This is a genomic window from Acidovorax sp. DW039, from assembly GCF_037101375.1.
Taxonomy (GTDB): domain Bacteria; phylum Pseudomonadota; class Gammaproteobacteria; order Burkholderiales; family Burkholderiaceae_C; genus Acidovorax.
Map to the genome: position 1 here is coordinate 2,825,900 of NZ_AP029019.1, position 19,670 is coordinate 2,845,569.

The 19,670-nt window shown below is 62.2% G+C and carries 12 protein-coding genes; 8 read left to right on the forward strand and 4 right to left on the reverse strand.

Going from position 1 to position 19,670, the window contains the following annotated elements; translation table 11 throughout:
• Positions 1-6: 6 nt before the first annotated feature.
• From AACH87_RS12620 to AACH87_RS12640, 5 genes are all read left to right on the forward strand, one after another.
• Complete coding sequence (locus AACH87_RS12620; RefSeq protein WP_338794809.1) at positions 7-3,258, forward strand: efflux RND transporter permease subunit; 3,252 nt, start codon at positions 7-9, stop codon at positions 3,256-3,258.
• Positions 3,259-3,282: 24 nt separating this feature from the next.
• On the forward strand, positions 3,283-3,996 hold the full coding sequence (locus AACH87_RS12625) for a protein-L-isoaspartate O-methyltransferase (RefSeq protein ID WP_338794810.1): 714 nt from the start codon (positions 3,283-3,285) through the stop codon (positions 3,994-3,996).
• 25 nt (positions 3,997-4,021) lie between these two features.
• A complete protein-coding gene (locus AACH87_RS12630) occupies positions 4,022-4,363 on the forward strand; it encodes a rhodanese-like domain-containing protein (RefSeq protein ID WP_338794811.1) in 342 nt (113 codons plus the stop codon).
• 96 nt (positions 4,364-4,459) lie between these two features.
• Complete coding sequence (locus AACH87_RS12635) at positions 4,460-5,803, forward strand: TolC family outer membrane protein (RefSeq protein ID WP_338794812.1); 1,344 nt, start codon at positions 4,460-4,462, stop codon at positions 5,801-5,803.
• 356 nt (positions 5,804-6,159) lie between these two features.
• On the forward strand, positions 6,160-7,686 hold the full coding sequence (locus AACH87_RS12640) for a BLUF domain-containing protein (protein ID WP_338794813.1): 1,527 nt from the start codon (positions 6,160-6,162) through the stop codon (positions 7,684-7,686).
• Here the strand turns inward: AACH87_RS12640 and AACH87_RS12645 are convergent.
• The 3 genes from AACH87_RS12645 to AACH87_RS12655 form a co-directional block, all read right to left on the reverse strand.
• Positions 7,680-9,074: a 3-deoxy-D-manno-octulosonic acid transferase gene (locus tag AACH87_RS12645; protein ID WP_338794814.1), complete on the reverse strand. Its 1,395-nt coding sequence runs from the start codon at positions 9,072-9,074 to the stop codon at positions 7,680-7,682. The two genes, AACH87_RS12640 and AACH87_RS12645, sit on opposite strands and share 7 nt — an antisense overlap.
• Complete coding sequence (locus tag AACH87_RS12650; RefSeq protein WP_338794815.1) at positions 9,071-9,880, reverse strand: carbon-nitrogen hydrolase family protein; 810 nt, start codon at positions 9,878-9,880, stop codon at positions 9,071-9,073. Before AACH87_RS12650 ends, AACH87_RS12645 begins: the two co-directional genes overlap by 4 nt.
• 64 nt (positions 9,881-9,944) lie before the next feature.
• Positions 9,945-11,333 (reverse strand): phosphomannomutase/phosphoglucomutase, encoded by a 1,389-nt coding sequence (locus AACH87_RS12655; RefSeq protein WP_338798942.1) that lies wholly within the window; start codon positions 11,331-11,333, stop codon positions 9,945-9,947.
• A 326-nt stretch (positions 11,334-11,659) separates the two neighbouring features.
• Here AACH87_RS12655 and AACH87_RS12660 point away from each other — a divergent pair, with 326 nt between their 5' ends.
• From AACH87_RS12660 to AACH87_RS12670, 3 genes are all read left to right on the forward strand, one after another.
• Positions 11,660-13,228 (forward strand): Ada metal-binding domain-containing protein, encoded by a 1,569-nt coding sequence (locus AACH87_RS12660; protein WP_338794816.1) that lies wholly within the window; start codon positions 11,660-11,662, stop codon positions 13,226-13,228.
• A 42-nt stretch (positions 13,229-13,270) separates the two neighbouring features.
• Positions 13,271-13,834 (forward strand): methylated-DNA--[protein]-cysteine S-methyltransferase, encoded by a 564-nt coding sequence (locus AACH87_RS12665; protein ID WP_338794817.1) that lies wholly within the window; start codon positions 13,271-13,273, stop codon positions 13,832-13,834.
• A gap of 275 nt (positions 13,835-14,109) precedes the next feature.
• Positions 14,110-17,976, forward strand: coding sequence for an EAL domain-containing protein (locus tag AACH87_RS12670; RefSeq protein ID WP_338794818.1), 3,867 nt, complete (start codon positions 14,110-14,112; stop codon positions 17,974-17,976).
• 157 nt (positions 17,977-18,133) lie between these two features.
• Here AACH87_RS12670 and AACH87_RS12675 read toward each other — a convergent pair whose 3' ends face one another.
• Positions 18,134-19,585: a methyl-accepting chemotaxis protein gene (locus AACH87_RS12675; RefSeq protein ID WP_338798943.1), complete on the reverse strand. Its 1,452-nt coding sequence runs from the start codon at positions 19,583-19,585 to the stop codon at positions 18,134-18,136.
• Positions 19,586-19,670: the final 85 nt, after the last annotated feature.

Genomic DNA, 19,670 nt, shown 5'->3' on the forward strand with positions numbered 1-19,670 from the left:
TCCGCCATGTGGTTCACCAAAGTCAGCCTCAAAAACCCGGTGTTCGCCACCATGGTCATGATGGCTATCGTGGTGCTGGGCCTTTTCTCGTACCAGCGGCTCAAGGTAGACCAGTTTCCCAATATCGACTTTCCCGTAGTGGTCGTCACAGTGGACTACCCCGGTGCATCCCCTGAAATCGTCGAAAGCGAAGTCACCAAGAAGATCGAAGAAGGCGTCAACTCCATTGCAGGCATCAATGCGCTGACCTCGCGCAGTTACGAGGGCACTGCGGTGGTGATCATCGAGTTCCAGCTGCACATCGATGGACGCAAGGCGGCTGAAGATGTGCGCGAGAAAGTGGCTACGGTGCGCCCCAACCTTCGCACCGAAGTGAAGGAGCCCCGCGTGCTGCGGTTCGATCCGGCCAGCCGGGCCGTCTGGTCGCTGGCCGTGCTACCTGATGACAAGCCATCCAGCGCGTCGCAAGGGGATCGCCCGTCAGCGCAACCCTCCGCGGTGGAGCTGACAACGTGGGCAGAGCAAGTGCTCAAGAAGCGGCTCGAAAACGTGCGCGGCGTCGGTGCGGTGAACCTGGTCGGTGCCACCAAGCGCGAAATCAACATCTACCTCAATCCTCAGGCACTGGAAACGTTCGGCATCACCCCCGATCAGGTGGTGGCTGCGGTGCGCAATGAAAATCAGGATCTGCCGGTGGGCGCCATTCGCTCACTCGCGCAGGAACGGGTGGTTCAAATTGACGCACGCATGGACCGCCCCGAGGACTTTGGCCGGATCATCGTTGCCCGCAGGGGCGCGGCAGCCAACGGACAGGTGGCCGCTGGAGCGCCCATACGCCTGGACCAGCTGGCGCGCATCCAGGACGGTGCGCAGGAACTGGAGAGCCTGGCCCTCTACAACGGCCAGCGCACGCTGCTGCTGTCCGTGCAGAAAGCGCAAGGCGACAACACCATTGAAGTGGTGGACGGGCTGAACGCGGCGGTCGTGGACATCCGCAAGCAACTCCCGCCCGGCGTGCGGCTGGAAGTGATTGGCGACAGCTCCCGCCCCATCCGCGTGGCGGTCAACAATGTGCGCCAGACACTGATTGAAGGTGCCATCCTCACGGTGCTGATCGTGTTCCTGTTCCTGAACTCATGGCGATCCACGGTGATCACGGGGCTGACGCTGCCGATTGCGCTGATCGGCACCTTCCTGTTCATGAACATGTTTGGTTTCACCATCAACATGATCACGTTGATGGCACTGTCACTGTGCGTGGGTCTGCTCATTGACGACGCCATCGTGGTGCGCGAGAACATCGTGCGCCATGTGCAAATGGGCAAGAATGCTTATGCAGCAGCCATGGACGGCACGCAGGAGATCGGTCTGGCCGTTCTAGCCACCACCCTGTCCATCGTCGCGGTGTTCATGCCCATCGGGTTCATGGGCGGCATCATCGGCAAGTTCTTTCATGAATTCGGCATCACCATCGTTGCTGCGGTGATGATTTCGATGTTCGTGAGCTTTACGCTGGACCCCATGCTCTCCAGCGTGTGGCATGACCCGAGCATCCACCACCACGGCCAGCGCTCGGAGCCTGTGACGCTGTACGACAAGACCCTGGGCCGCGTCACCGGCTGGTTTGACCGCGCCACAGATGCTCTGGCAGAGGGCTACCAGCATATCCTGCGGTGGTCTTTAGTGCACAAGCTGAGCACGCTGCTGATTGCCCTGGCCATCTTTGTGCTGAGCATTTTCATGGTGCCGCTGCTGGGTACCGAGTTTGTGCCCAAGGCAGATTTTTCAGAAACCACCGTCAGCTTCTACACCCCCGTGGGCTCGTCGCTGGAGGCCACCGAGGCCAAGGCTCGCCAGGTGGAAGGCATCCTGCGCCAGATGCCAGAGGTGCGCTACACCCTTACCACCATCAACACGGGCAACGCCCAGGGCAAGATGTACGCCAGCATCTACGTTCGGCTGGTAGACCGCAAGGATCGCAGCCGCAGCGTGGATCAGATGTCGGATGTGCTGCGCGAACAATTGGCTAAGGTCGCGGGTATCACCGTCACCCATGTGGGTCTGCTCGACGCAGTGGGCGGGCAAAAGCAGGTGGAATTCTCCCTGCAGGGGCCGGATCTCAAAGAACTGGAACGGCTGACCCAACAGGTGACGGCCCGCATCCAGGGCATTCCTGGGCTCGTCGATCTGGACACCAGCGCCAAACCCGACAAGCCCGTCATCGCCGTGGAAGTGCGTCGCGATGCGGCATCGGACCTGGGACTCGGGGTTGCACAGATGGGCGCATCCTTGAGGACACTGGTGGCGGGCACGACCGTAGGCAACTGGCGGGCACCCGACGACCAGACTTATGACGTGAACGTGCGGCTGGCCCCCGAGGCACGCACCACCCCGCTGGACCTGGAGCGCCTGCCCTTTGCCCTGATCAATACAGACGGCACCAGCCGCATCGTGCGTCTGAACCAGGTGGCGAAAGTGACCGAGTCCACGGGAGCCAACCAGATCAACCGGCGCGATCTGACCCGCGAGGTAGCTATCAATGCCAACGTGGCCCAGCGCTCCGCCGGGGAGGTATCGGCAGACATCAAGAAGGCGCTGGATGACGTGCCCTTCCCGCCCGGCTACCGCTATCAGTTTGGTGGCTCTACCAAGAACATGGCGGAGTCTTTTGGCTATGCCATATCGGCGCTGGCCATGGCCATCATCTTCATCTACATGATTCTTGCCAGCCAGTTCAAGAGCTTCCTGCAGCCGCTGGCACTGATGACATCGCTGCCACTCACCCTGATCGGGGTGGTGCTGGCCTTGCTCATGTTCCGCTCCACGCTGTCCATGTTCTCCATCATTGGGGTGGTGATGCTGATGGGGCTGGTGACCAAGAACGCCATCTTGCTGGTGGACTTCGCCATTCGCGCCCGCGAGGAACACACGGACGATCAGGGCAACACCGTTCCGGGGCTTCCAAGGGCTGAGGCCCTGCTGCTGGCCGCAAGAGTTCGCCTGCGTCCCATCCTCATGACCACGCTGGCCATGATCTTTGGCATGGTGCCCCTGGCCTTCGCGCTGTCAGAAGGCTCTGAGCAACGCGCCCCCATGGGCCAGGCGGTGATTGGTGGCGTTATTACCTCCTCACTTTTGACCCTGGTGGTCGTGCCTGTGGTGTATTGCTACATGGATGATCTGGCCCGGTGGGCACTTGCCCGCATGGGCCGTGGTCAGGGAGCCTCCAGCCCATCTAAAATTCAGGGTTTGTCCTGACCCGCACTCCACCGGAGACCTTCGATGAATTTGCCACTGAACACGTCCGCCAACATCAGCGACCCGATCGCCCAGGCCCGCTACAACATGATCGAGCAACAGATCCGCCCCTGGAACGTGCTGGATGCCGACGTGCTGGAGCTGCTCTCCGTGGTGCGGCGCGAAGACTTCGTGCCCGCGGCCTATCGCAACCTGGCCTTTGCCGACATTGAAATCCCTCTGCTGGGCGACGATGCCGAAGAAGCCGTTCGCCTGGGCCAGAGCATGCTGCAGCCCAAGATTGAAGCCCGCATGGTGCAAGATCTGCGCATCCAGCCTACCGACAAGGTTCTGGAAATTGGCGCAGGCTCTGGCTACATGGCGGCGCTGATGGCGCACCGCGCAGAACGCGTGGTGTCGCTGGAAGTCAACCCTGCACTGGCCAGCATGGCCCGTGACAACCTGCGTAACGCTGGCGTGCAGAACGCCGATGTGCGCCAGGCCGATGCCGCACGCGATGCCATTCCCGATGGCCCCTTTGATGTGATCGTGCTGAGCGGCTCTGTCGCGCAGGTTCCGCAAAACCTGCTGTCTTTGCTGCGTGAAGGTGGTCGTCTGGGCGCGGTGGTGGGCAACGACCCCGTCATGCGCTTTACGCTCACGCGCCGCGAAGGAGACCGATTCGTGACGACATCCCCCTGGGACACCACTGCCCCCCGCCTGGTGAACTTCCCTGAACCTTCCAGCTTCTCGTTCTGACCCCCTCCTTCCTTCGGAGTTTTGCATGATCACTCGCGTACGCCCTGCCCAGCTTGCTGAATGGTTTGCCACACATCCTGCAGCTGCCCAGCCCTTGGTGCTGGATGTACGCGAGCCATGGGAACTGCAGACGGCCAGCGTGCGCGCCCAAGGGTTTGAACTGAAAGCGATTCCCATGGGTGAGATTCCCGCCCGCCTGGCAGAACTGCCCAAGGACCAGCCGATTGCCTGCCTTTGCCACCACGGCATGCGCAGCATGAATGTGGCGGCTTTTCTGGAACAGCATGGTTTTGAGCAACTGGCCAATATCTCAGGCGGCATTGATGCGTGGTCCCACGAAGTAGACCCCCAGGTTCCCCGCTACTGAAAGAGGCCAATCCCTGGGCGGTATTCGCACTTGCACGCTCACAACAACGGGTCAGCAGTTTTTCCATCCTTTTGTGCAGACACTCTGAGGACATCCATGATCGTTTTCCGGCTTCTTCCCCTGACATTGGCGCTCGGCGCCGTACTCAGTGCCCCGGCGCACGCCCAGAGCCTGATGGAGCTGGTGGAATCAGCCCGCACTTACGACACGGCCTGGCAGTCGGCCCGCGCCCAGTTGGATGCGGCGGCACGCCGCGCTGATCAGGCAGAAGCAGGCCTGCTACCCAGCGCTGCCCTCACCTCAGGCATCACAAGGGCCCAAACTGATGTGAGCCGACCCAGCATTGAACGCACGGCCAGCACGCAAACACTGGGGGTGAACGCTTCGCAGCCCCTGTACCGCCCCGCCAACCGCATCACGCTGGAGCAAAGCCAGCGTAACGTGGACGTTGCACAAGCGCAGCTGGATGCCGCCACTCAAGATCTGCTGGTGCGGGTGAGCCAAGCCTATTTTGATGTTCTGGCCGCGCAAGACACACTGACCTTCGTGCAGGCGCAAAAGGCTGCGGTGTCTGAGCAATTGGCCTCGGCCAAGCGCAATTTTGAGGTGGGCACCTCCACCGTGACAGATTCCCGCGAAGCGCAGGCACGATACGACCTGGTGATTGCCCAGGAAATTGCCGCAGAGAATGACCTGCGCGTCAAAAAGCTGGCACTGGATCAATTGGTGGGCGTGACCAACGCACAGCCTGTCCCGCTGGCGCAACCTTTGCAGCTGCCCAACGTGGAGCCTGCGAATGTGAGCCACTGGGTTGATCTGGCGCGTGACCAGCAGCCCAATGTGAGGCAGGCCGCCATCGCGCTGGACATTGCACGCCTGGAAACCAAAAAGGCCGAAACGGGCCACCGCCCTACCGTTGACCTGCAGGCAGGCTACAACATCACCCGCAACCCTACAGGCACCATCACCACCCCCGGCGTGAACAGCCGCACCAACGTGGCAAGCGTTGGTGTTGCTTTCAACCTGCCCCTGTTCGCTGGCTTTTCGGTTCAGAACCGCGTGAAGGAAACCCTGGCGCTGGAGACCAAGGCAGAAGCCGACCTCGAAACGGCCCGCCGCAACGTGGCGCAAGCCACTCGGGCCGCCTTCTTCGGCGTGCAGTCCGGACAGGGCCAGGTCCAGGCGCTGGAAGCTGCCGAAGCCTCCAGCCAAAGCGCCCTGGATGCCAACAAGCTCGGCTACCAGGTGGGTGTGCGCATCAACATCGATGTGCTCAATGCCCAGAGCCAGCTCTACCAGACAAAACGCGATCTGGCCCAGGCGCGCTACAACGTGCTGCTGGGCAATCTGAAACTGCGCCAGGCGGCAGGCACGCTGACGGTAGAAGACGTCGGCCGTATCAACGCGCTGCTGCAAACACCGCAGACCAAGCAGCCCTGAAGCGTTGATTGCGCGCGCGGGTAACCACCCGAGGCAGAACCTTTGATGCATCAGGTAGCTGCGCCAGTTGGTACTCCAAGGAGGCCCTGAGGGGCGCTGCCCCTCAGCCCTGCGCGGTCACCCGCCTTGCGCGGCATGGACGCCACAGCGGCAGCCCCCATTGGGTTGGGGGCGTAGTACGGGCCGGGTTTTACGCGGACAATCACAAAGTTTGCCGGCAGTGCAAAGATGCACTACTGGCAGCGAAAGCGCGCGCACGAGCACATGCGAAAGTTTCGGCAAAGGCGGGCGCGTCGTGAAAGTGCTTTGTCCCACACAACGCCCCCTGCCAGGCGCCACGCAATCTACGCGACTTCATGAAGAAGAACCCGTTCTATCTGGTGTGCTACTACGGTCAGACCACAGGCGCCTCAGACCGCTCGCAGTCCATCAGCAGCCTGATCGAGACCTCTCAGGAGTTTGCTCGCAAACACCACCTCACCGGCCTGCTGGCGGTGGCTGATGGCTACTACCTGCACCTCGTCGAAGGCGAGCGTGAGGCGGTCCAGGGGCTGGTGCATCGCATCAATGGTTTCTGGGGCAACACGCCCCCCACCGTGCTGCTGTCTCTGGCTGTGCCCCGACAACGATACGCGCAGTGGAGTGCCAATCTGGTCGCACGGCCGCATGCTGTCAGCGGCATGGAGGAACGGCTCGCTCATATGCGCAAGTTCATTGCCCAGGATGCAATGGCCGCGTTGCCCGACCTGTTTCGCTACTTTCTGATGCCGAGCGCACCAGCAGAGGTACCCGCGAAGCCCACCCAACCAAGGGGGCAGGTGCGGCAGGTGGCCGTATTCAGCAGTTCGCTGCTGTGGTTCAACCCCATCTTCAGCCACGTCGCCATGCGCTACCGGGGCACGCCCCACACCCTCAAGGCGTCCAGCACGGGACGCGATGCAGACACGTTTCCGATCGACTATGTGGACGTGTCCGCAGGCCCGCTGGGTGCCGTACGCATGGTGGGAATCAGTCTGGATCTGCTGGGCTCCACCTTGTCCCATCCCCTGTTGAGCAAGGTAGAAGTGGCTGTTTTCCTCACGCGGAACAATGCAACGGGCAAAGACGTTGCCCTGGTGGAGCAAGCACTGAGCCACCCGGCCATGCTGCACTCCCGCCCTCGACTCCTGTTTGTCACCTCAGGCAAAGACGAGGATTTGGCGGCATCCTTTCAGGCCATGGCATCGACTGCGGGGTTACCAACGACCGAGCTGGCTTCTTCGGTGCTTTCCGGAGAGCCCATCTGGACTGCCATTGCAAAAATGCTCGAAGCCCACCCTCAGCAGCCCATCCCTCCCTTGCACTTGGCGACGGACACCCAGGAGATTCCCTCCAAGGCTCCATGGCGCCCTGCAACATTGCAGGAATACAGTCCAAAGCCAGAGATATCGGTTCAGGTTCCAACCCCCGTCATGGCCTCTGCCTCTACTGCAACAGGGGCTACCGCAGTACTGCAACAGACTCTGGAGGATGCGGTGGCCATCCTTCCGCAAGGCAGCTGGGGCGGCTGGCTGGACCTATCCAAGGGTCAGTGGTCCGGGACCGCAGGCGCCCTGCCCGATCCGGTGACGCTACTGACCTACGCGCAGCGCATGACTCAGGACGACACAGCCATGCAATTTCATCAAGGCGCCCAAAGCCGGAATGTGCCCGATCTGAAGGTCACGTCACTGGAGGCGCATTACCAGTTCAACCTCTTCTTGCCTCAGGAACCATCGCTGTTGCTGCACCTGCAGGCCCCCAAGGATGGCACTCCACTGGCCCGAGCCCAGCTGCTTTTGCGGCTGGCATTGGAGAAGGCCCATGCCCTCTTGGCAACGGGCGTGAGCACCTCTGCTCAATGAAGCTCTGACGCAGCGGGGACCGTATCCAGGGCTGACAAAGTCCAGCCCAATACGTGAGCAATCTGCCGGGCCGTAGCGCGAGCCGCCCCACGGTGCGCCTTGGCAAAGGCATGTGCGGCAGCACGGGCCTCTTTCAATTCCGCAGGCTTCAAGGCCAACGTGCAAGCCCTTTCGGCAGCCGCATGAAGATTGGGGGCACGCCAGGCAGCCTTGGCATCCAATGCCAGATCGGTGGCCTCGGCAAAGTTGAAAGTGTGCGGGCCCACCATCACGGGGCAACCGCATGCAGCCGCCTCGATCAGGTTCTGCCCGCCCAGCGGTGCAAAACTGCCGCCCAGCAACACCACGTCGGCCATGGCGTAGTAGGCAGCCATCTCGCCTACCGAATCGCCCAGCCACACATCGGCTGCCGCCGGAAAGCCCTGTTGCCAGCTGCTGCGGCGCGACACGCTGAGCCCTGCGCCCTGCAGCAGTTGCTGCACTTCGTCAAACCGGTGCGGGTGCCTGGGCACGATCAGCCACTGCACATCAGGGCCGAGCGAGCTTGCTTCACTTTTTATAGCATCTTGCGCTTGCTGTTCCTGCGCTGGCAGCCTTTTTGATCGTATGTATTCCAGCCACAGCGTTTCTTCCCCTTCGCGGCTGCTGGCCAGCATCACCACTGGTCGCTGCGAGGCAGCCCGCCAACCGCGCCCCATCTCCATGAGGGTGGCATCGGGCACAACATCAAATTTCAGATTGCCCAGCACGCCCTGTACGGGGGCACCCAGGTCTTCCAGCCGCCGAGCATCGCTGGCCGACTGCGCCCACACTGCGGCCAAACCCTGGTATGCGGGCAAAGCCAGCGGTGCAAGGCGGCGCGCACCGCGCCATGACTTCTCGTTCAACCGGGCGTTGGCCAGCACCAGCGGTATGCGACGCTCCTGGCAGGCGGCAATCAGGTTGGGCCAAACCTCCGTCTCCATCAGCACCCCGACGGCAGGGCGGAATTGCTGCAAAAAGCGGTGAACAGCGCCCGGAGTGTCCCAAGGCAGCCACACCTGCACATCGCCCGGCTGCAGCAGCTTTTCTCCTTCTGCCCGGCCCGTGGCGGTGCCGTGCGTCAACAACAGGCGCATGCCGGGAATGGCGTTGCGCAGTTCACGCAGCAGAATGTCTGCCGCTCGGGTTTCGCCCAAAGAAACCGCGTGAATCCAGACAAACCGCCCCATCAAATCCACGCTGCTGTGCGCCACCAAACTGTCCATGGGCTGGTCGTAGCGGCCAAATCGCTCATGAACGGCCACTGCATAGCCTGGCTCTGCACGGGCACGGCGGCGCAATTTGCGCCTCAGCAAAGGTTGCGCCCCCCAAACGACTGCGCTGTACAAAGCCCGAGCCCAGTTCATGGCGAGGGCACCTCGACAGGGACCACCGCCCCCACCCACGAACCCGCCTGGCGACGGCCCACCACCAAACAGCTACCCACACCTTCGGCCGCGACCACCAGCGAGCCCCCCTCAGCCCACAACGCACTGCGCCCTGCACATTGGTAGCCCCCTGAAGGAGCACCAAAATTCGCCATCAAAACAGCCATGTCATGTTCACGCGCATAGGACTGGAGCATGGCGCTTTCTGGGGCATAGCCCTTCTCAGACAAGAGCATGCTGCATGCATACAGCGCGGCACCTGCGTTGCTGGCGGCCTGCGCGTGCTCGGCATGGGTGATGTCTGCACACACTGCCAGCCCCACGGGCTGGCCTGCCAGCGGGGTGATATGCGCCGCCGCGGCCCCTGGACTGGCAAAGCGCTCTTCTCCGCCATGCAGGTGGTGCTTGCGATACACCTCTGTGCGGCCCGAGGGATGAAACACCAGCGCGCCAATCGAGGGCAGCAAATGCCCTGCTGAGGCCTGGGCGTCTGGCACAACAGCGGCCCCCACCACCAGTGCCATGCCATGGTACGTGGCCGCCTCACGCAAGGGGGCAAGGCGCCCGTCCTGCATGTCGTGCATGTCCATCACGTGGTTTGCCATGTGATCCGGTTCATACCCGATCAGAGACAGCTCAGGAAACAACAGCAAGTTCACCTTATGAAGGGCTGCGGCCTGGACAAATGCCAAGTGCTGGCGCAGGTTGGCCGCGAGATCACCTGCCACGGGCAAGGTTTGTGCGGCGGCAACCACCAATGGTGAATCGGAATGGGAAAAGCGCATGGACGAAATCTGGGGGGAAGTTCAGCAAGGGCCGCCTCCCCGCCGCGGGGCTATTCCCCGCAACTCAGTGGCTGGCCGCGCCTACGGTGGCGCCTGGCTTGACCCGCTCCAACAGTGCCAACATGGCTTTCTGGATGCGGTGCAAAGCCTCTGGAGTATGCCCTTCAAAACGCAGCACCAGAACGGGTGTGGTGTTACTGGCACGAATCAGGCCAAAACCATCGGGCCAGTCCACGCGCAGGCCGTCGATGGTATTGATCTGTGCAGCAGCATCAAAAGCACCAGCCGCCAGGGTCTGCAACTCTGCAGTCAGGCGGTGGGGTTCACCCTCTGCGCAGCTCACATTGAGTTCGGGCGTTGAATGGCTGGTGGGCAGCGCGTTCAGCACGCCACTCGGGTCCGCACTGCGGCTGAGGATTTCCAGCAAGCGGCACCCTGCATAGGTGCCATCATCAAAGCCGAACCACCGCTCCTTGAAAAAAATGTGGCCGCTCATCTCCCCGCCCAGCGGTGACTGCGTTTCCTTCATCCGGGCCTTGATCAGGGAGTGGCCGGTCTTGAACATCACTGGCATCCCTCCGGCGGCCGTAATGGCCGGGGCGAGGCGCTGGGTGCATTTCACGTCAAACACGATTTCGCCACCAGGCACCCGCGAGAGCACATCCTGGGCAAACAGCATCATCTGACGGTCGGGGAAGATGTTGGAGCCGTCCTTGGTCACAATGCCCAGGCGATCGCCATCTCCGTCAAAAGCCAACCCCAGCTCTGCGTCGGTACTCTGCAGCGCAGCCATCAGGTCTTTGAGGTTTTCGGGCTTGCTCGGGTCAGGGTGGTGGTTGGGGAAATTGCCGTCCACTTCGGAAAACAGCTCGATCACATCACAGCCCAGTGCACGGAAGATGGCCGGGGCCGAGGCACCAGCCACGCCATTGCCACAGTCCACCACCACTTTCATCGGGCGGGCCAGCTTCACATCGCTCACGATGCGCTCCTGGTAAGCCGCCAACACGTCCGCCTGACGCACCTTGCCACCGGGTACAAGGGTCCAGCTCTCTGCCTCCATGGTGCGGCGCAGGTCCTGGATTTCCTCCCCATAAATGGCGCGGCCGTTGAGCACCATCTTGAAGCCGTTGTAATCCTTGGGGTTGTGGCTGCCAGTGACTTGAATGCCACTCTGGCACAGCGTGTGTGCTGCAAAGTAAAGCATGGGTGTCGTGACCATGCCGACATCAATCACCTCGATGCCCGCCTCCACCAACCCCTGAATCAAGGCGCCCGCCAAAGCGGGCCCAGATAAGCGGCCATCGCGCCCCACGGCCACCACCGTTTGCCCTTGTGCACGGGCCGCCGTGCCAAATGCGCGCCCCAGGCCCAGTGCAACAGATTCATGAAGGGTGGAAGGCACGATGCCACGGATGTCATAGGCTTTGAAGATGGCGGGCGTTACTTGCACGTAGAGCCTTTCAGCAATAGGAAAAGTGGACACAAGGGCTGCGGGCTTGCCGCAATCAGGCATTGGGGACCTGTTCGAAAACGGCTACACGACCCCACGAAGCGACCTTGGCTAGGCATTCCGTGGCCGGAACAGCGACGCCACAGGTTGTGTTAACCGCTTCAAGAGGATGCCCTCAAAAAGACCGCCGCATTGTAGGTGCGAGGCGAACCGTGCTGTCACACGTTTGCTCAACAGGGCCTCTGCTCATACTGTGGCCGCCGTATCGGAGGAACATGTCCGAAAACGACCAGTCAAAACGCGGGGGCAGCCTATGATCCCCAGACATGAACCCCTCCAGCCAGCCATCTCCGGCCACGCCTGAACAGCTTGAACAGGACGAAGGGCGCTACCTGGCCCTGCAGACCCGGGATGCCCGTTTTGATGGGCGTTTCTTCACGGGCGTGACCTCTACCGGAATTTACTGCCGGCCCGTGTGCAGTGTTCGGACTCCCAAGCGCGAGAACTGCCAGTTTTTTGAACTGGCTGCGCAGGCCGAACGCGCAGGATTCAGGCCCTGCCTGCGCTGCAGGCCCGAGGTATCGCCCGCCCGGCTGCACTGGTCTACGCAAGACGCCAGCCAGCTCCTGGTGCAACACGCCCTGCGCCTTCTGGAGGCCCCGGATGCTCCACAGGGCACTGGCCACCTCGCGGAACGCCTGGGGGTCAGCGACCGGCACCTGCGCAGACTCTTTGAGGCACAGCTGGGGCTGTCTCCCCTGCAATACCTTCAGACCCGCAGGCTGCTGACTGCCAAGCAGTTGCTGACGGATACCCACCTGCCCGTCACCCAGATTGCCTTGAGCAGCGGTTTCGGCAGTGTGCGCCGCTTCAACGCAGCCTTTGCCCAGCACTACGGTCTGAGCCCCACTGCGTTGCGACGCACTGGAGCCCCCTCGGGGGAAGGGGCAACAGGTACGCTCAGATTGGCCTACCGCCCCCCGCTGGACGCCCAAAGCCTGTTGGCCTTTTTTGCCAAACGCCAGTTCCACGGTGTGGAATGGGCCGCGCCGGAGGCCGCCATGCCCGGCATTCGCCGCACCGTCCGCTGGACGGTGGCCCATGCTGCTGCGGCGCCGATCACGGGATGGATAGACGCGCGGTTTGATCTGGAGCGCCACCAGGTCCTTTTGCAGACAAGCGACACGTTGTACCCCGTGCTGCCTGCCGTCATTCGCAGGGTGCGCGCGATGCTGGACCTGGATGCAGACCCCGGCCCCATCAATACCCTGCTTCATGCAGACTTTCCTGCGTCAGATGGCCTTCGGGTCCCGGGGGCTTGGGAAGGTCTGGAACTGGCGGTACGCGCAGTGCTGGGTCAGCAAATCACGGTGGCAGCGGCCCGCACCCTGGGGCAACGTTTGGTCGAGCACTTCGGTGAGCCCATGGAGACCCCGTGGCCCCAGCTCACCCGCCTGTTCCCGACCGCAGAGGTGTTGGCCAGGGCTGAGGGAGAAGCGCTGGGACAGCTGGGCATTGTTCGTCAACGGCAGGCCGCCATCGTGGCTCTGGCCCAGGCGGTGGACAGCCAGCAGCTCACACTCGACAGCACCGCGGATGTGCACACCACCGTGCGCGCGCTATGCGCCCTGCCTGGCATTGGCGACTGGACTGCCCAGTACATCGCCATGCGCGTGCTGCGCTGGCCTGACGCCTTCGTCGCAGGAGATGTGGCCCTGCACAAGGCACTGGGGGTGCAAGGGCAAAAGAACCCCGCGCAGGCGGCAACCCAGACCTCCATGCGCTGGCAGCCCTGGCGCAGTTATGCCGTGATGCGGGCCTGGGCCAGCCTGGAGACGTCCCACAACAATATGAAGCACTCCCCCGAGGGGCAGAAACCGCTATCAAAAATATAGCTTTCTGCGCTTTTACTGATTGCTCTTAGCAAGGTTTTCAATATGAAATTTCCATCTATCCTGCTCCAGACATGCATAGAAACATCGCAGGGCCCGGTATGGCTGGCAGCCAGTCCTCAGGGCCTTGCAGGCCTGTGGTTTGCGGGACAAAAACACCTTCCCGCGCAGCTCGCCATCGGCCCCTCTTGGCAACACGCAGATGACCATCCGGTGCTGCAGCTAGCCGCTCGGCAATTCAAGGAGTACCTGGCAGGACAACGCCAAGTGTTCGATGTGCCACTGGACTTATCGAGCGGCAGTGCGTTCCAGCAGTCTGTGTGGCAAGCCCTGCTAGACCTGCCCTTTGGCACCACGACGAGCTACGGCGCACTGAGCGAGCGGCTGGGCACCCCGAGCGCCGTGCGGGCCGTCGCCGCCGCAGTGGGGCGCAACCCGGTCAGCGTGTTGGTGCCCTGCCACCGCGTGTTGGGTGCTCGTGGAGATCTCACCGGCTATGCAGGCGGGCTGGAGCGCAAGGCGGCACTGCTCAGGCTGGAAGGAACGCTTACGGTCAGTATGGCGGACCTACCGCGTTCAGCCCCGTTATTCGCTGAGCCCTCTATCTGAGGCTCTGGAGCCAGACCCGAGGCGAGCAGTGAATTGTCAACCGGGCATTTCAGAGGGCCCGGCACACATCCCAAAGGCATTGAACCCGCCTAAACTCGGGGCATGGTGGGAACAGGCCTTTCAGCACAAAAAGACACGACGGCACTCCTGAGGGCATCAGGACCTGCGGCCTCTTTTGGCGGCATTCAACCCGCAGAGCCAGGTGCCTACTTTGCCGATGGCCCCCACCCTGAACCGCGCAGTATCCCCCTGTTCCGAAGCGGCGCGCTCGCGGCATGACAGCCCTGCTACTCCTCGCCGGTGGCTTGCTGGCATTGATCGTCGTCACCCTCGTGTGGCTGGAGCCAGAGCAGGTCTTGCACCCCTCTCTTCGCAGCCAGGTCATTGCTGGTGTGGTGGGCGGCTTTGTTTCCGCATTGTTGCTTGTCACCCTCCGCGCGAGTGAGCCCAATCTGGGGGTGGTGGTGCATCCCACCGCTACCGCATTTCTCGGCCTTTATTTCGGGCCGGTAGCGGCCACGCTCACGGCCGCTATTGCACTGATCGCCCAGCTATGGATTCCGGAGGCCCCCTGGGCAGCAGTGGCCAGCGTGCTCGCTGCCGCGTGGCTGCTGGGTGCTGCCGGACGATGGCACGCCAGGCGTGCGCAGGGGGCTGTGGTGCCGTGGCTTGCCATGTCGGCAGTGGCTGTTTTGCTACCCGTCTTGACTTACGCCTGCATGGTGCTGACCGGAGAATGGCCCCTGCCCGAGGATGCGCTGCACGCTTTCTCGCTCATGCCATGGCATCACGGGGGAGGCATCGTGCTGCTGGGCACAGGCAGACACCTGATCGCTGCCAGAGCGCAAGCCGCGCGGGCGCTACGCAACGCCCACAACGCCCTGGCCGAACGCGAAGAGCAACTCCGGCTGGCGATGGAGTCACTCAACGGTGGCCGCTGGGAATGGGATGTCCGATCGAGGAAGTTCCACTGTGAAGGCCAGTTCTATCAGGCCTTCGGTATTGACAATGTTCATGCGCCTGACCTGTGGCAACTCTGGTACGGAAAACGCCACCCTGCGGATGTAGAGCGCACCGCGGCCTACCTCGCCCGTGCCATGAATGGGCTGGAAGAGTCTTACGAAGCGGAATTCCGCGTGAAGAACACTGCGGGCGAATGGCGCTGGATCATGTCTCGCGGCACCGTGGCCGAGCGAGACGCTGAAGGCCGCCCGGTGCGCCTGGCTGGCATGGATGTGGACATCACCGCACACCACGATGTAGAGGACGCGCTTCGCGCCTCAGAGGCCAAGTCCAGCACCATCTACCTCACCCTGCCCGACCCCGCAGGCATTACCGCCATGAGGGATGGGCGGATGCTGGAAGCCAATCCGGCATTCTGCGAGCTGGTGGGATTACCACGCGATCAGATCCTGGGCCGGACGGCGGAGGAGCTGCACCTGTGGGCTCGCCCAGGCGAGCATGCGCGCCTGCTCAACACCGTGCTGCGTGATGGTCAGGCCCACCAGTTGCCCATGCTGGCGCGGCGGCATGACGGCGCGATGGTATCTGGCCTCATGTCAGCCCGCCCCGTGCAAATGGACGGGCAGCAAGGCATGGTGTTCGTCTTTCACGACATGACCGAGGCCGAACGCACCAGCGACGAGCTCAAGGCGCGCAACAGCCTGCTGCAACAGGCAGGACGTCTCGCCCGCCTGGGCGCCTGGGAACACGATGTGGATCGCGGGCTGGTGTACTGGTCAGACATGTGCTTTGAGATACATGGCCTCGCCCTGGGCAGCCCGTTGCCAACGCACGACTACATACAGCGCTACGTGGCAGAGGAGTACCGCGAAGAGGTGTTGGAAAAATTCCGCTCCACCATTTACCACCAGCAGGAGTGGAGCATGGAGGTAGAGATCGTCCGCGCAGACGGCCGGAGGCTGTGGGTACGATCACGCGCCGAGCCTGTGCTGGAGAACGGGCAGGTCACCCGCGTGCGGGGCGTGATGCAGGACATTGACGAGGCATACAGGGCGCGCCTGCGGTTGAAGCAGTCGGAAGAACGCTTTTCTCGCATCTTCCAGCTCATGCCCTTCCCCATGGGCCTGTCCCGTTGCCGTGATGGGCAGTACATGGAAATCAACCCTGCGTGGGAAGAGATGATTGGCATTTCTCGCAGTGAGATGCTGGGGCGCAACTCTGTGGAGATGGGTATCTTCAAGGCAGAGGACCGCGCCAACCTCATCCGCGCAGCCGAACCCACGGGCCAGCTCAACAGCTACGAAGTCACCATCTACCCCCGCAACAGCCCACCGCGCACCGTGCTGCAGTCCATGCGCATGACGGACTTCGACGGTGAGCCTTGCTGGATGTTCTCTGTGCAGGACATCACCGACCGCAAACGCAACGAGGAAAAGATACGGGAGCGCGAGGAACTGCTGTCGCTCACGATCTCGGCGGCATCGCTGGGCCTGTGGGACTGGGATTTGAAGACGGGCACCATCACCGGGGACAGCCGCTGGCGCGCACTGCGCGGCCCTGTGGGAGATGCACCTGCCGCAGCACCAGATGCGCAAAGCAACGCGCAGCCCATTGAATGGACCCAGACAGTCAGTGCGGACGACGTGGACCGCATCACTGCCGAAATCGCACGGCACGCCAGCCACCATGCCACCCCGTTTGACGCAACTTGGCGCATGAAGGGCAATGGCAGCTCTCCACGCTGGGTTCGCAATCTGGGCAAGATCGTCAGCTTTGATGCGCGCGGGATTCCGCAGCGCATGCTGGGCGTGGCCATTGACGTCACACCGCAGCGCGAACAGGAAGTGCTGCTGCAAAAACTCGCCCACTACGACGCGCTGACAGGCTTGCCCAACCGCGTGCTTCTGGCGCGCAAACTGCAGGAAGCCATGGCACTTGCAAGCGCCAACCAAAAGCTGCTGGGCGTCGCTTACCTGGACCTGGATGGATTCAAACCCGTCAACGACCGTTTTGGGCATGGCGCGGGCGACCGCTTGCTGATGGCCGTAGCGGGGCGACTCTCCCGCGCTTTACGGCCCCAGGACTGCGTTGCGCGCCTGGGTGGCGACGAGTTCGTCATCCTCCTCCCAGACCTGGAATCCCCGGCTGAATGCGAAGGACGCCTGCACCGCGTGATGGACAGCGTGGCCTCACCTTATCCGCTGGATTCCGAGCGGGTGGTGGTCACAGCCAGCATTGGGTACACGCTTTATCCTTCGGACGACGCCGACGCTGATGCATTGCTTCGCCACGCAGACCAGGCCATGTACGCCGCCAAGCAGGCGGGGCGCAACCGGTTTCACATGTTCGATGCGGTACAAGACCGGGCACTGCAACTGCTGCGCGAACAAGCCAAGCACCTGCGAAACGCGTTGGACGAAGCACAGTTCACCCTGTACCTCCAGCCAAAGGTGGACATGCGGACCGGCGCACTTGTGGGCGCGGAAGCTTTGGTGCGCTGGCAGCATCCCGAAAGAGGTCTGCTCACTCCGGGAGATTTCCTCCCGCTGATCGAGGGCACCGAGCTGCATGTGGTGTTTGGTCAGTGGGTCATGGAGGCAGCCTTTACGACACTGGAGCAATTGCAGGCGCTCCAGACCCCGCTGCCCGTCAGCGTCAACGTGGGGGCGCAGCATCTGCAGCAGGAAGGCTTTGCCGAGTGGATGCAGCAGGTCCTCACCCGGCACCCCCAGGTCTCCGGTCACCTTGTAGAAATTGAAATCACCGAGAGCGCAGCTCTGTATGACCTGCATGCGGTTACGACGACGCTGCAGGCGCTGCGCGCATTGGGCGTGAGCGTATCGCTCGATGATTTCGGGACGGGGTATTCATCTTTGACCTATCTGCGCCGGCTGCCCATGGACACGCTCAAGATCGACCAGAGTTTTGTGCACGGCATGATGCACGACCCTGGCGACCTTGCCATCGTGCAGGGCGTGATAGGACTGGCCCGCTCCTTTGGTTACCGCGTCATTGCTGAGGGAGTCGAAACCCTGGAGCAAGGGCAGATGCTCATGCAGCTGGGGTGCACACAAGCCCAGGGCTTTGCCATCGGGCGCCCCATGCCGCTGCGGGATTTCATCCAGTGGAGCCAGGCATGGCAAGCGCCTGAGGAGTGGCGCAGGTACCAGCGTGGTTGAGTTCTGGAATGGACTGGCCCTCAGAACGGATGGTTCCACACCAAAGGCACCGTAATCCCTTTACATACGTGCGCAAACAGCTATCAATGAAGTAGCAAACTTGACTCCGCCATCAGTGTGCGCACCTCTGGCATGGCAAACGCACAACCTGAATACGTCAGCGGGCTGCGAGCGCTTTATAGACACCGCAACCAACAAACCAGCCGTCGATTTCATGGACGAATGACATCTTGGTCTGTACCACGCCGGTTGCGGGGTTGGTGATGTCGTACTCCACCCAGCCGGGGCCGTGACGGGCCTGGTTCACGATATCGCGCACCAGCTTGTCTCCCGCAATGCCCGGAATATCCTGCACCCGCGTACCCACCTTTGCGGGGTTGCCGCCGAAGGCCAGGTAACGGCCATTCTCGTCCAGCACAAAGACATACATGTCACGGTCGTGGAAACCGCTGGAAGGATCGGTAATGCGGCGTAGGAACGTGTCACCGCCGCCACTTGCGCGGCGTAGGGCCACCGCCTTGCGAACCAGTTCGACCGCCTCATGTGCCGTACCTTGCTGAAGGCGGAATGCTGCTACGGCCTGGTTCAGCGTGCTGGCGCGGTGCTCCAGGGCCTCAGCCTGCTGCACGGCCAAGCCCACCATCTGGGCGTTGTCCTGGGTAATCTGGTCCAGCTGTTGCACGGCGCCGCTGATTTCCTTGAGGCCTGTGCTTTGTTCGTGGCTGGAGCTGGATATCTCGCTCATGCTGGCAGCCACGCTGTGAATTCCGCTCGCCATGGCCGAAATCCCTTCCCCTGCAGAACGGATCAGCTCGGCACTGGACTCCACTTGCTCCACAGAAGTCTGGATCAGGTCCCTGATCTCCCGTGCAGCCTCGCTGGAACGCTGGGCAAGCATCCGGACCTCAGAAGCCACGACTGCAAATCCGCGCCCTTGCTCACCAGCCCGGGCAGCTTCCACGGCTGCATTCAGGGCCAGGATGTTGGTTTGAAACGCGATGCCGTCAATCACCCCGATGATTTCGCTCATACGGCGCGCACCCTGCTGAATTGCCTGCACAGAATCCACAGCCTTGGCCATTGCATGGGCACCGCTGTCTGCAGCCTGGCGTACAGCCCCCGCCCGCTGGTCTGCCGCCAATGCGGTCTGCGCATTGTTTTGCACGGTCGACGAAAGCTCTTCCACGCTGGCTGCGGTTTGCTCCAGATTGGCCGCCTGCTGTTCCGTACGGTCGGATAAAGCTCTGTTGCCCTGTGCCAGACTCTCGCCCGCATGGGCCACCAAGGCAGCGTTGCTGCGAATGTCAGCCACCATGGCCGACAGCTTGTAAACCATGTGGTCCAAAGCGACAGCCATTTCAGACAATTCATCACGGCCCCGCAAGCGGGCTTGCACGGTGAGATCGCCCTGCGTCGTCTTGAGCATGGAGCCTGACAGCACATTCAGGTCTTGTGCCAGGCTGCCCCACAGTGCCCACTGCATGTAGAGAAACAGCGTCACAACCAGGGCAACGAGCCAGACGGGTGCCGAAAAAGCACACAAGGCAACAGCCAGTAATGCGGGCCCAGTGCAGCACAGAAGTTTGCTGGCAAGACGCATCTGCCGCATGCACCTTGGGCCCACTTCCCACAGAGAAAACTTTGCCATCTTGTCTCCTGTTCTATTTGTCTCTGACCCATGCTAGGAAGTCGCT

Coding starts and splice junctions, on each gene's coding strand:
- AACH87_RS12620 (WP_338794809.1), top strand. CDS start 7: ATGTGGTTCACCAAAGTCAGCCTCAAAAACCCGGTGTTCGCCACCATG.
- AACH87_RS12625 (WP_338794810.1), top strand. CDS start 3,283: ATGAATTTGCCACTGAACACGTCCGCCAACATCAGCGACCCGATCGCC.
- AACH87_RS12630 (WP_338794811.1), top strand. CDS start 4,022: ATGATCACTCGCGTACGCCCTGCCCAGCTTGCTGAATGGTTTGCCACA.
- AACH87_RS12635 (WP_338794812.1), top strand. CDS start 4,460: ATGATCGTTTTCCGGCTTCTTCCCCTGACATTGGCGCTCGGCGCCGTA.
- AACH87_RS12640 (WP_338794813.1), top strand. CDS start 6,160: ATGAAGAAGAACCCGTTCTATCTGGTGTGCTACTACGGTCAGACCACA.
- AACH87_RS12645 (WP_338794814.1), bottom strand. CDS start 9,074: ATGAACTGGGCTCGGGCTTTGTACAGCGCAGTCGTTTGGGGGGCGCAA.
- AACH87_RS12650 (WP_338794815.1), bottom strand. CDS start 9,880: ATGCGCTTTTCCCATTCCGATTCACCATTGGTGGTTGCCGCCGCACAA.
- AACH87_RS12660 (WP_338794816.1), top strand. CDS start 11,660: ATGAACCCCTCCAGCCAGCCATCTCCGGCCACGCCTGAACAGCTTGAA.
- AACH87_RS12665 (WP_338794817.1), top strand. CDS start 13,271: ATGAAATTTCCATCTATCCTGCTCCAGACATGCATAGAAACATCGCAG.
- AACH87_RS12670 (WP_338794818.1), top strand. CDS start 14,110: ATGACAGCCCTGCTACTCCTCGCCGGTGGCTTGCTGGCATTGATCGTC.
- AACH87_RS12675 (WP_338798943.1), bottom strand. CDS start 19,585: ATGCGGCAGATGCGTCTTGCCAGCAAACTTCTGTGCTGCACTGGGCCC.